Origin of the sequence: Candidatus Caldatribacterium saccharofermentans, from assembly GCF_050267035.1 — a bacterium.
Lineage (GTDB): Bacteria > Atribacterota > Atribacteria > Atribacterales > Caldatribacteriaceae > Caldatribacterium > Caldatribacterium saccharofermentans.
In genome coordinates this window covers 948,782-961,011 of record NZ_CP187957.1, presented here as the reverse complement: position 1 = coordinate 961,011, position 12,230 = coordinate 948,782, and the positions used below count along the sequence as shown (strand labels likewise).

The window sequence follows — 12,230 nt, the reverse complement described above, 5'->3', positions numbered from 1 at the left end:
TATGGCCCTGGCTGGGCCACCCCCTGGAGCCTGCGGAGAGTGCTGTCCGGTAGTTCCCTCCCTTTTCAGAAAAACCGGAAGCAACGCTCCCGGTTTTTCTTTTTGTCCCGGGTCAGTTGAGTTTCAGAATGGCGGCGTTGAGCAGGGTCGCCAGGGAAACCCATCCAAGGTAAGGAAGAAGAAGGTACGAGCCCACAGGGGATACCCTGGAAAAGAGCAGCACATTACCAAGGATGAGCACCCAGAGGACCAGGATATCCACCAGGGCTAAAGCGGGATTGCGCAGGCCAAAGAAGAAAAAGGACCAGAGGACGTTTGCAGCAAGCTGCAGGAAGTAGAGGTAGGGGATGGTCCTTGTTCCCCCGAAGTTTGCCTGCCACACAAGGTAAAAGGCTATGCCCATCAGCACGAAGAGCACAGTCCACACGGGGAAGAACAGCCAGTTGGGCGGGGTGAACAAGGGCTTCTGGAGCGCAGGGTACCACTCTTTCAACCCCTGCGAGGTGAAGAGGGAACCGAGGAAACCGACGGCAAGGGGTATGGCGACCGAAACCGCAAGCTTCACAAAGGACAACTTCCTCCCTCCTTTCAGGTGGGCAATGGGCTCCGAAAACATTGTACTACGGGGATGAATTTTGGGCCCTTCAGCGAGGAAAAAGCGCCAGTATTCTGGTAATATACCCTCAGAGTCCAGCGTGGGGGGTGTGAAAGGTGTACATGAGAACAAAAATACGTTCCGGTTTTGTCCTGCTTGCTCTCCTTGCGGCTTCTTTGGGGGTAGTGGCCGTCATCGTTCTCGGTCGTCTTTCCTCTTCCTTCTCCACCGTGCAGGAGTCCTTTCCCCTTGTTTTTGCCGTCTCTCGCCTCAAGGACCTCATCGCTCAAAACGAGAGCCTCGTGGCTGCCTACCTTGCCGGAAGAGACGAGGCGTTGCTTGAGGAGTGGGAGTCGGGATTTGCCGAACTCCAGGACCGCTTTCTAAGCTATTTCGAAGCCTTCCGTCTTGGAAGCGACACAGAGGCCTTCCGGAACTCTCCGTATGCTGCCGTATGGGAGAAAGAGGAGTTCCCCTACAGGATTCAGGCTCTGCCCGAGGGGAGTACACTCTCTGCAAGACTCGAGAGCCTTAAGGCTGCGTATCTTGACTATGAGGAGAAAACAGAGGTGGTCCGGGCAATTCACCGGAGGTACCTTGCGCTTTCCCGGGAGCGGAACGAAAAGGCCGTGGCCATGGATGAGCCCTCGAAGGTCATGCTGAACTTCACGAAACTCGTGGACGACTCCATGAAAAAAGTCGCCAAGCCGGCGAACGACACCTTTTTCTTCATGCTCCGCTACCTCGCCAACTCCGACCCAAAGGGAGAGCTGCCAGGGCTCATCGATTTTTCCCTGGGGAGCTTCAGGGAGAGCGTGAACGCCTCCACGGTGCTTTCGGAGGAAACCAAGAAAGCTCTCCTTGAGCGGGTTCAGGATTTCCAGGAGAAGTGGGGCGCGCTTTTCCAGGCCTCCCTTGCCACGGGAAAGGAGCGGGAGGAAAAGTTCGTCGAGGCGTACCGCTCTTTCAACGCCCTGAGCGCCTTTCTCGATAAGCTCCGTCTGGGCCAGATGGTTGAGCGGCTCAACACCCTCAATCAGGAACGGAAGAACTACCTCTTGCTTTGGGGAGAACGACGGGAGGAAGCGCGGAAGCGAGTAGAAGAGCATCTTGAGGCTTTCCGGAAGTTCCTCGAGGAGGATTTCCCCAAAACGTACAGCGTCCTGACCACTCAGAGTCTCATCAGCGAGCACTGGAAGCCCTTCGTGGAGGGATGGAAGGAGACGGTGACCAGAACCGAGGAGCTGGATGACCTGGAAAGGCGAAGCGCTGAGGCCCTTCAGGCCATGCGGTCGTCCCGGGAGTCTCTGCGGGACGCCATAGAGGCGCTGAACCAGGAGGTCCTGAACCTTTTTGGTACCTCTCTTGAGACCGTCACGAATCTCAACAGGAATTTCTCCCGGGTGCTTCTGGGGATAGCTATCGTCGTGGTGGTTCTGGGTGTGGTGCTCGGCCTGTTGCTCTCAGGGAGCATCACTAAGCCCCTTTCTGAAGCTCTGGCCTTTGCGGCAACCCTCGAGCAGGGAGACCTGACCCGGGAAGCCGGTGAAAGGAGGAGGGATGAACTGGGAGAGCTGCTTTCTTCTCTCACCCAGGCCTCTTCAGCTTTGCGGGGATTCCTGCAGGACGTCGCCCATGCCGCTTCGGCCATCATGGAGCAGATGGGGCGTCTGAAACACACCTCCCGAGAGATTGCCGAAACCGGTGACCAGATTGCCCAGACCATCGCCCAGGTGGCCAGGGGCTCAGAGGAGCAGAGCCAGAACCTCATCACGGTCTCCCAGAAGATGGAGGGGCTCTTAGCGGAGATGCGGACCATAGGGGAGAACCTCATCCTCCAGGTGGAGAAGGCGGCAAAGACCTTAGAAGAAGTGGAGCGCATTGAGGCCCAGATTCAAGAGGTGGGGGAGAACCTCAGGGAGGTAGAGCAAGCAGCCGCCCAGGCCTTCTCGGCCACCGAGAACGGGGAGAGGACCCTCGCTGAGGTGGTGCAGGCCATCGGGCACATCGAGGCTTCGGTGCTCTCGGTGGGGAACGTGGTGGAGAAGCTCGGAGAAAGCTCCCGGGAAATCGGGAGCATCACCGACCTCATCACCGGGATTGCTGAGGAAACGAACCTCCTGGCTTTGAATGCGGCGATTGAAGCGGCTCGAGCTGGAGAGGCAGGAAGGGGCTTTGCCGTGGTGGCAGAGGAAGTCCGAAAACTCGCCGAAGAATCGGCTCAGGCTGCCCAGAAGATTGCCACCCTCATCCAGGAGGTGCAGAGAGAGGCCGAGCAGGCCGTGCGCTCCATGGGAGAGAGCAGAGAGCAGGTAAAGGAAGGCAACAAGGCCGTGGAGAGAGCCCGGATGGCCTTTGCAGCAATCCACAGAGCCAACGAGGTGGTGACGGAAGAGGCAAAGCGCATCACCAGTTCCTTCCAGAAGGTGGAAGAGGCTACCCGGAGCATCGCCCAGCTCTCTGAGGAGGTCACGGTCATCTCCCGGGAGAACGAGGAGCGGACAAGAAACGTCATCCGCATGGCCGAAGAGGTCCACGAGAGCCTGAGCCACGTGGCCTCCATTTCTGAGGAGAATGCCGCTAGTGCAGAGGAGGTTGCCGCTTCCTCTGAGGAGCAGAATGCGGCGCTCCAGGAGGCCCACGGAGCCGTCCAGGAGGTTGTAGCTTTGGCTCAAAGGCTTGAGGAGAACCTGGGACGGTTCAGGATTTGACGTTCTGCAGCGGGCCGCAGGGAAACCTGTGGCCTTACCCCAGGAATCTCCGCAGAAGCCCTGCTTCGACAATGAGTTCAGGAAGCACTCCGTAGTTCTGGTTTTTCACCGCCCTGATGACCCGGGCAGTCACCTCTTTGTGGTCCGGGTCTTCCTCGACAGAGAGGTCCAGAGTACCAGCAAGGTCCAGCGCCTTGAGGATGCTTTCCTTTGCCTCCTCAGGGAGAATCTCGAAAACCCTGGCGTTGAAGTACCGGAGGGCAAGCGCAAGGTCCACCCGAAGGTTTCTGTAAATGCTTTCCAGGGCCTGGAGCTCCTGAGAGGACAGTGCTCCAAGACCAAGGATTTCCGGGGGAAGCCCCATGGAGTAGCAGGCAGAGCAAAAACCAATGGCCCTGGGAAGAGAAACCTTTCCGATTCGCCTCGAGTACCCAAAAAGCCCGATGTGGAGCTTTCTCATGCGCCGTCTGGGGACGTATCTTGCGAGGAGATTGATAATTTCCGCTAACCCTTCGACGGTCCTCTGGTATTCAGAGGAGGTTTTCCTGATGACCTCGAGGGCAAAGTCCTCCTCAAAGTCTTCGAAAGGACGACGAACAAAGGCTTTGATTTTCTTTATGGCCGCAATGACTTCGTCGGTGGGGTTATCGTATTTGAAAGCTGACTGCACCGTAAAAGTCTCTACTGAGGGGTACTCGGAGAGGACATGGTCGACGGTTGCAGGAGAGAGGTTCCCCCGAAAGGGAGGAGAACCGGCGCCAAGGATGGGGTGGATGTCTCTTTCTATACGGTATGAAAGCCTCTCAAGCCTTTTCAGGGCTATTTTGTTGGCTAAGACCGCGGCCACCATGCCGTAGTTCAGCGCAGGGTCAGACCGGGCCAGAAAGACCCGCAGGTGACCTTCATCCTTGTCTTTCAGGTACTCCTTCACGATTTCGTCGGCCCGTAGCATAGTGGGGATGTCTTCAAAAAGGGGAATGACGTGGATTTTTTCAGGCAGAAACTCCCCCACCCATTCCGCCACGGTGATGGATCCGGGGTAAATCTGCTGGTGCTGTTTCCCCTGGATGAAATTTCGGTAGAAGTAGTAGACCCGGTTGAGCTCTTCGGCCGAGGTGGTCATGGGGAGAATCACCTCGAAGATGGGGGCTGGGGCATCGCTTCCTTCAAAAAGCCGTGCGGCGTCCATGGAGCGGGGAATGCTCTCCAGCGCCTCGACGAGGATTTTGGCTTCTTCCTTCTCCACGGATGGATTGGGGAGACGAAGGGTCAGGAAGACATCCTCACCCAGGCGCTTTTTCCGGAAAAAGTGGGGGTATTTGGTGAGGAGTTTCTTCACCACGAAGTCATCCACTTCTTTTCCTTCGCTATCCCACATCTGCTCATCGCACCCAAGATGAGAGAAGGCGTAGTACGCCTCGAGAATTTCGTCCTCCCCGGACATGTCGGGGGTTTCAGCGAAAAAGGGAAGCGAGGCGTTGTCCGGGTGCTGGGTGGACATGACCTTGGGGATTTTCATCGCTTTTGCACTCCCGGCTTTCCCAGTTTGGGCTTAACCATAGCAGCAGGGAGGTGTTTCTGTCAAGGGTCACGGTAGGGCAAAAACCGCGGGGAAGAAAGAGGATCCTCCCTGGCGGAGAGGGTGGGATTCGAACCCACGAGGCAAGCTCTCACTTGCCTACTCGATTTCGAGTCGAGCGCCTTCGTCCAGCTCGGCCACCTCTCCACCTATATTGTACTGAAAAATGCACCCGATGGCTACAGGGGATGTAGGTTCCTCTCGTGGAAACGCCCAAAAGGTCCGGAGTCTCTCGGTCCTTGTCGGGCTGTGGTGTGACTTCTCCCTCGCCCTGGTTCTGTCATTTCTTTGCCGGGAGCCTCGAAAAACCAAAGGAGAAAGGAATGCCCTGAAGAACTAAGGACGGTGATTTCCCCTATAGGCTTCAGGAAGAGGTGAACGCCTCAGGAGCGACAGAACCCGTTGGGATGTTGAATTAAAGACTTATACTGGCGATTATCTCACCGACCAAAGCTTAGGGTGACTGCCGGCCAATGCTCAGGTCACCCACGAGGGATTTTCCAGCAGAGTGTGAAATACGTTCCGGTCGCGTCATTCCAGTCAGGAATGCTGTACACTGTTTCCCTTCTACCACTTTGGCGTACTGATGATGGTATTCTTAAGCCAATTCCCGGTGAGGAGTTAACGAACTTTTACACTTTCTTCGTATTCCCTTTACTTTCACGTAGTATCCTGAGGGCAAACTTAAAGAAAGGAGCTGGTAGGGTGTTCCGAAAACTGTGGGTTTCTCTGTTAGCGGTGGCGCTTCTTTCGTTTGTGGCAGCGTCCTTCGCCTGGGGTTTCGGAATGGTGAAGTTTGCGGTGATTTCCGATCCCCATCTAAGTTATCCTGCCGCCAACACCAAGGACTACGTGAAAATGGAGGATTCTTCGATAGTGCTTTTTAAAGAAGCCATCGACAGTGTGAACGCTATTCCGGATCTCGATTTTGTGATTTTAGCCGGGGATCTCACCAAGGATGCGGAGCCCTGGAACGTGGATTTACTGCGGGAAATGCTTGAAGAAATCCGGGTACCTGTCTATGCAGTTTTAGGGAACCACGAAGTCAGTCCCATTCCCCCCAAGGATAAGGAAGCACCTTTGGCTACGCTTATCGGTGATTCCAAGTACACCGTAGTCTTCGCCCTGCAGGGATTTGGGTTCAACGGTCCACAGAGTTACTGGACTGCCGAACCGGTGCCGGGGCTTTTGCTTGTGGGGCTTGATACCACCAAGGTGGGAAGCTGGGGCGGTAAGGTCTCTCCGGCGCAACTGCAGTGGCTGGAAAACGTCCTTGCCACCAATCGGGATAAGCTCACCATCGTGGTGGGGCATCACCTGCTTGTGCCTTTCCGGGAAGAAGAAAAGAAGCCCGAGTGGAAGAACTTCTACCTCGATAACGCTGAGGAAGTGATCGCCCTTTTCGAGAAGTATCCCCAGGTCTCCTTCTACCTCTGTGGCCACCGGCACGTGAGCACCATTCCAGTGGAGAAAAACGGTATCTGGTACATCGAGAACGCTTCCACAGTTACCTACCCCATGTCCTACACCGTGTACACCCTGACGCCGCAAAAGCTCGAATATGAAGTGGTGCGCCTCAAGGCTACCCCAAAGATCTGGGAAGTGGCCAAAAAGACCATGGCCGAAGATGCCTTCTGGAAACCCACCGAGAGCGCCAGCGCCGAAGAAACCCTGGCGTACGTGGAAGCGGCCGATTTTGTGAAGTTCAGTATGCCGGTTCGGTTTCAGAAATAGGAAAGGGGGTTTGCAGGAATGATCTCTCGGTTTCGGTATCTGGTTCTTCTGGTTGTGTTCATGACCATGTTTTTGGGAAGCGTGGCCTTTGCGGCTGGAGCGAAGTACGTGTTCCTCTTCATCGGTGATGGGATGAGTATGAACAGCGTCACCGCCACCGAGCTCTACCTCTACGATGTGAAACGGGGCGAAAAGGATGCTCCCGGCATCGAGCGGATTTCCTTCACCAGATTCCCGGTGGTGGGTCTTATGAACACCTTCGATGCCGGGCGTTACATCACCGACTCGGCTTCGGCGATCACCGCCATGATGAGCGGCCGGAAAACCCTGGATGGTGTCCTCAACATGGATGTGACGAAAACCGAAAAGTTCACCACTTTAGCCGAAGAAGCGCAGAGAGCGGGGATGAAGATCGGAGACTTAAGCACCGTGTCGCTCGATCATGCTACCCCCGCGGGTCTCTACGCCCACAACCCCTCCCGGAATAACTACTATGACATCGCCCTGGAATTGGCAAAAAGCGGTTTCAATTACTTCGCCGGCGGTGGTTTCCGTCAGCCCACCGGAAAAGAGAAAGATAAAGAGAGCATCTTCGATATCCTCAAAAAAGAGGGGTACACCGTGATTCAGAGCCGCAGCGACTTCGAAAAGCTCACTCCTCCCGCCGACAAAGTGGTGGTGATCAACCCGGTTCTCGATGCTGAAGCCGCCATGCCCTACGCCATCGATCGTGGTGCCGAAGAATTTTCGCTGGCCGAGCTCACCCGTAAAGGGATCGAGCTTCTTGCCGATAACCCCAACGGGTTCTTCATGATGGTGGAAGGTGGAAAGATCGACTGGGCCTGCCACGCCAACGACCTCAGAGCAGCCATCGGGGATATCCTCGATTTCGAGCAGGCAGTGGCCGAAGCGGTGAAGTTCTATGAGAAGCACCCCGAAGAAACCCTGATTGTGGTTACTGCTGACCACGGAAACGGTGGCTTGAGCCTGGGCTATGCGCTCACCGGGTATAACCTCTATCCCCGCAGACTCGACCACCAGAAGGTTTCCTACGAGGTTTTCGAGAAGAAGGTGAAAGAGTACTTCGAGAAAACTCCCGCGGAGAAGCGGAGCCTTGAGGACTTCTGGCCGGTGATTCAGGAACACTTCGGACTCCTGTGGCTCTCGGCTGAAGAAAAAGCGAAACTGGAAGAAGCTGCCAAGGAGCATGCGGAAGCCCGGGAAAAACTGGCCATGGCTATTTCCGATTACGAGCGTGAGAGACTCGAGGAGGCTTTCCAGGCCAGTATGACTGTTTTGCAGGGCGAGAAGTTAGAAGGTGACGAAGCCAAAGTGCTCTACGGCGGCTACGATCCTCTCACTGTGACGCTCACTAAAATCATTGCCGAGAAAGCCGGTTTCTCCTGGACCACTTACTCTCACACCGGTGAACCCGTTCCGGTCTTTGCTCTGGGTGTTAAGGCGGAGCTCTTTGACGGTTACTACGACAATACCGAGTTCTATGTGAAACTCAAAGAAGCCCTGGGGCTTTCGGTGGAAGCCACGAAGACCTATTAGTGGGAGCGAATCCCTCCCCACCTCCCGGACCCCCTTTCTCGAGGGGGTCCGGTACCCTTTTAGAGAAAAAGCATCCTCCTCCGTTCCTGCCCTCTCTTCTGCGCGTATCCTATAGGCGCCGAGCACCTCTTTCTGAGCTTGGTTCGGCTCGATTTCGGCTACTCAGCGCCGGTCTCTGCTCCCCCACCCATTTCCCAGAAAGACAGAGGACAACGGAGCTTTTCCTGGGGATGTCTGAGCAGGAAGCTGGTATCCTCGGGATTTCCCGCCAAGCGGCGCGGAGCTACCAGAGGGAAGCCCTGCGGGAGTTCAGGGAGAAGATGAAGTATCCGGGGTGAACCTGCGTTCCTGGGAGAGAGGCTTTCTCACCCCGCTGTGGCGTGATTGCGTTGTGGTTTGGCGGGGGCGGAAAGCTCGCCCCCGGTTTCCATCCCACTATGGTTCGACTGCAACCGCATCGTTGTTTACAAAGCTTGCAGACCTCTCCCCTTGTCTCCATCCCACTATGGTTCGACTGCAACGGGAGCGTCAGGCGGAAGCCTGACGCTCCCGGGACCCGTCTCCATCCCACTATGGTTCGACTGCAACTCATCGCTGTTTGTAAAAATGACGGAAATATCACCAAAGTCTCCATCCCACTATGGTTCGACTGCAACGGCTTTCATGATTCGACTTACAGACCTTTCCCCAAAAGGGTCTCCATCCCACTATGGTTCGACTGCAACCTTTCCCCGAAAGGGGGAAAGGTCTGGATTGAGGACGTCTCCATCCCACTATGGTTCGACTGCAACCGGCACTCCACTCCCAGAACGGCTCGCGGCTCTATTCGTCGTCTCCATCCCACTATGGTTCGACTGCAACCCGTTTAAAACTCAATGAACTCGATATTGTAAGGCTTGGTCTCCATCCCACTATGGTTCGACTGCAACAAAGGAGGCGTGCAGAGACCGAAGGAGGTGAGAGAAGTCTCCATCCCACTATGGTTCGACTGCAACCAGAATCGCGATAGACCTTACCAGAAGCGAACACGAAGTCTCCATCCCACTATGGTTCGACTGCAACATGGAAGAACTTGAGATTGCCGAAGTAGAAGGCTTGTCTCCATCCCACTATGGTTCGACTGCAACCGTATCCTCGACCTTTCCCCCAAGGGGGGAAAGGTTGTCTCCATCCCACTATGGTTCGACTGCAACGGGAAGGGGTGGACTACAGCCCGCCCAGGTTCGCACTTTCCATCCCACTATGGTTCGACTGCAACACGGCTATCGGACATTTCGCCGCAAGGAAGAGCGAAAGTCTCCATCCCACTATGGTTCGACTGCAACCCTGAAGCGCCTGGGTCAAGCAGAAGGCTTGACACCATCTCCATCCCACTATGGTTCGACTGCAACGGGAGATGTACTTGTCTTCCCCTGCAAGGAGGAGGAGTTATCTCCATCCCACTATGGTTCGACTGCAACCTTCTCCAGAAGCACCTGGCACGTACCCGAAAGTCCCTATCTCCATCCCACTATGGTTCGACTGCAACAAGATTTTTTGCATCTGTCAATCCTCAGATTCTTCTAATCTCCATCCCACTATGGTTCGACTGCAACTTGAGGCCTTGAGGGCAGCCGACCTCGAGGAACTCGGTCTCCATCCCACTATGGTTCGACTGCAACACGGCTATCGGACATTTCGCCGCAAGGAAGAGCGAAAGTCTCCATCCCACTATGGTTCGACTGCAACCCTGAAGCGCCTGGGTCAAGCAGAAGGCTTGACACCATCTCCATCCCACTATGGTTCGACTGCAACGGGAGATGTACTTGTCTTCCCCTGCAAGGAGGAGGAGTTATCTCCATCCCACTATGGTTCGACTGCAACCTTCTCCAGAAGCACCTGGCACGTACCCGAAAGTCCCTATCTCCATCCCACTATGGTTCGACTGCAACAAGATTTTTTGCATCTGTCAATCCTCAGATTCTTCTAATCTCCATCCCACTATGGTTCGACTGCAACTTGAGGCCTTGAGGGCAGCCGACCTCGAGGAACTCGGTCTCCATCCCACTATGGTTCGACTGCAACTCGTTCTGGAGCCTCCCAGGTATGAGGGAGGCTCGTGTCTCCATCCCACTATGGTTCGACTGCAACAAGGCAGTATGGTAAAGATTGAAGCGATGGAAGCAGCGTCTCCATCCCACTATGGTTCGACTGCAACCTCCAGGCAGCCTTTGTAGCCCCTGCCCGGGGTACCGTCTCCATCCCACTATGGTTCGACTGCAACCGGCCGGTCTCGCAGTACTGGTTGGAGAGCGGGTGTTAGGTCTCCATCCCACTATGGTTCGACTGCAACACTCGAAGACATAGCTCTGGTGTTAAGGAAGCATCAAGTCTCCATCCCACTATGGTTCGACTGCAACTAACGCCGGGGGATGTACAGACCATCGCCCAGGACCGTCTCCATCCCACTATGGTTCGACTGCAACGCGGAAAGGAGGTGAGAAAAAATGACTGAGATTAGGAGTCTCCATCCCACTATGGTTCGACTGCAACTACGTTAGGCGACTTGAAAGCAGTTCTTGATGACGTCTCCATCCCACTATGGTTCGACTGCAACCTGATCCATCTCTCTTTCCTTTCTCTGGGGCATAGTCTCCATCCCACTATGGTTCGACTGCAACGCGTTGTTCGCTCGCCTCGCGGACCTCTCCCCAAAGTCTCCATCCCACTATGGTTCGACTGCAACAGTATTCCGGACGTATTGTCCGGAATGTAGAAAAGTTGTCTCCATCCCACTATGGTTCGACTGCAACGGATTCTATCCGAGAGAATCCGTCAAACGAAGTCAAGTCTCCATCCCACTATGGTTCGACTGCAACCATTAGAGTACTGGTTCAGGGGCTCGTTCAGCTCCGTCTCCATCCCACTATGGTTCGACTGCAACCCAGGATAAAATACAGCATTTATGCGGGTTTGTCAATCTGAATCTGCAGCGGACCCCCAGTTCCCCCCAAAACCCCCGGGGGTCCGCTGCAACCCCACCCCTTGGAAACCCCCATCGTTGAGCCATTATGTCAGAGCTGTCATTACAATTCCAGAAGTCATAGCAAAACCCCGGGGGGTTCGCTGCAAAATTGGCAAGCACTGGCATAGGTAATTGCCATGTGGAATGAAAAGTGCCTCTAAGTCATCATGAGGGGGTTCCGGGTAAACCTTCCTGGGTTTCTGCTTTCCAGGGAAGCCTCACTCATCCTGAGGTGGTGTCACGACCCTGAACATCCCAAACCCCTGGGCGTTTCTCTCCCCAAGTCCGGCGTCATAAGCCAGCGCAAGGAGGGTGGCATCCCCCTGGGCGAAGAACCTCCCCTCATACCCCCGGATGTTCGTCCCCTGGACGCTCACGAGCTTGGACCGCCAGGTCCCCACGGGTTCAAAGAAGACCTGGGCATCTGGTGCGAGGGAAAGGCCGAGCGCCCGAGCCTTGCGGTAGAGGTTTTCCTGGACCACAGCGAAGAAGCGAGGATCCTCAGGAGCGAGGAAGACTTTGTGGAGCTTCTCCCCCCGCCTCACCCCCGTTGAGGCCACAAGGGGTGAGAGCGTCTCGCAGAGGACCTTACCGGAGAAATCCGGAGGTGGTTCGATCTCAATGCTTTTCACGAAAAGGACGGTGTTCCCCAGGGAAATCCGGCGGCTTCTGAGGAGTGCTGAAGCCAGTGCTTCAAGGAAAAAAGCAAGGGGTGAGGCCACCCAGAAGACAAGTGGTGGAGTGCACCAGAGTCCCTTCTCGCATCTCCTGGCCTTCTTTGGGAAGATCCTGGAGAAGACAAAAAGCCTGTACCGGTGGTGGTCTTCCCCAAACCCCCTCTCGTGGAGGAATACCCCGAATTCAGGGTTCTCCCCAATGACTGCCCTGTAGAGGAGGCCATGGAGGAGATGAGGATATTCCCAGGGGAGGAAGATCTCTCCCGTTCCTCCGAGGACAATCCGGAGCCGCATGCTCACCCTCCTTTCCCCGAAAGCCAAGACCTGGTGTGGCTGCCCGGGAGCAGAACCACAGACCTGTGTGCTCGTAAAG

Annotated in this window: 6 protein-coding genes, 1 tRNA gene and 1 CRISPR repeat array; of the genes, 3 read left to right on the top strand and 4 right to left on the bottom strand. The window is 55.4% G+C overall.

Annotation, left to right across the window (positions count from 1 at the left end):
- Positions 1 to 112 precede the first annotated feature (112 nt).
- The gene (locus ACPT9Q_RS04885; protein ID WP_427366722.1) at positions 113 to 565 is read right to left on the bottom strand and encodes a TspO/MBR family protein; all 453 of its coding nucleotides are present in this window, start codon (positions 563 to 565) and stop codon (positions 113 to 115) included.
- A 152-nt stretch (positions 566 to 717) separates the two neighbouring features.
- Between ACPT9Q_RS04885 and ACPT9Q_RS04880 the strand changes: the two genes are divergently transcribed.
- A complete protein-coding gene (locus ACPT9Q_RS04880) occupies positions 718 to 3,306 on the top strand; it encodes a methyl-accepting chemotaxis protein (protein ID WP_427366721.1) in 2,589 nt (862 codons plus the stop codon).
- Positions 3,307 to 3,340: 34 nt separating this feature from the next.
- On the opposite strand, the gene ppcA is transcribed toward ACPT9Q_RS04880, so the two are convergent.
- On the bottom strand, positions 3,341 to 4,825 hold the full coding sequence (gene ppcA / locus ACPT9Q_RS04875) for a phosphoenolpyruvate carboxylase (protein WP_017873930.1): 1,485 nt from the start codon (positions 4,823 to 4,825) through the stop codon (positions 3,341 to 3,343).
- A 112-nt stretch (positions 4,826 to 4,937) separates the two neighbouring features.
- Positions 4,938 to 5,032: transfer RNA gene (locus ACPT9Q_RS04870), tRNA-Ser, on the bottom strand.
- A 558-nt stretch (positions 5,033 to 5,590) separates the two neighbouring features.
- Here ACPT9Q_RS04870 and ACPT9Q_RS04865 point away from each other — a divergent pair.
- Both ACPT9Q_RS04865 and ACPT9Q_RS04860 read left to right on the top strand, forming a co-directional pair.
- Positions 5,591 to 6,619 (top strand): metallophosphoesterase, encoded by a 1,029-nt coding sequence (locus ACPT9Q_RS04865; RefSeq protein WP_017873932.1) that lies wholly within the window; start codon positions 5,591 to 5,593, stop codon positions 6,617 to 6,619.
- 18 nt (positions 6,620 to 6,637) lie between these two features.
- A complete protein-coding gene (locus ACPT9Q_RS04860) occupies positions 6,638 to 8,176 on the top strand; it encodes an alkaline phosphatase (RefSeq protein ID WP_017873933.1) in 1,539 nt (512 codons plus the stop codon).
- Positions 8,177 to 8,599: 423 nt separating this feature from the next.
- A CRISPR array of direct repeats spans positions 8,600 to 11,099; the repeat unit is 30 nt; unit sequence GTCTCCATCCCACTATGGTTCGACTGCAAC.
- 299 nt (positions 11,100 to 11,398) lie between these two features.
- Here the strand turns inward: ACPT9Q_RS04860 and cas6 are convergent.
- Positions 11,399 to 12,151 (bottom strand): CRISPR-associated endoribonuclease Cas6, encoded by a 753-nt coding sequence (cas6, locus tag ACPT9Q_RS04855; protein WP_427366720.1) that lies wholly within the window; start codon positions 12,149 to 12,151, stop codon positions 11,399 to 11,401.
- Positions 12,152 to 12,230: the final 79 nt, after the last annotated feature.

Excerpts from the sequence above, each read along its gene's own strand:
- ACPT9Q_RS04880 (WP_427366721.1), top strand. The coding sequence starts at position 718 with ATGAGAACAAAAATACGTTCCGGTTTTGTCCTGCTTGCTCTCCTTGCG.
- ppcA (WP_017873930.1), bottom strand. The coding sequence starts at position 4,825 with ATGAAAATCCCCAAGGTCATGTCCACCCAGCACCCGGACAACGCCTCG.
- ACPT9Q_RS04860 (WP_017873933.1), top strand. The coding sequence starts at position 6,638 with ATGATCTCTCGGTTTCGGTATCTGGTTCTTCTGGTTGTGTTCATGACC.
- cas6 (WP_427366720.1), bottom strand. The coding sequence starts at position 12,151 with ATGCGGCTCCGGATTGTCCTCGGAGGAACGGGAGAGATCTTCCTCCCC.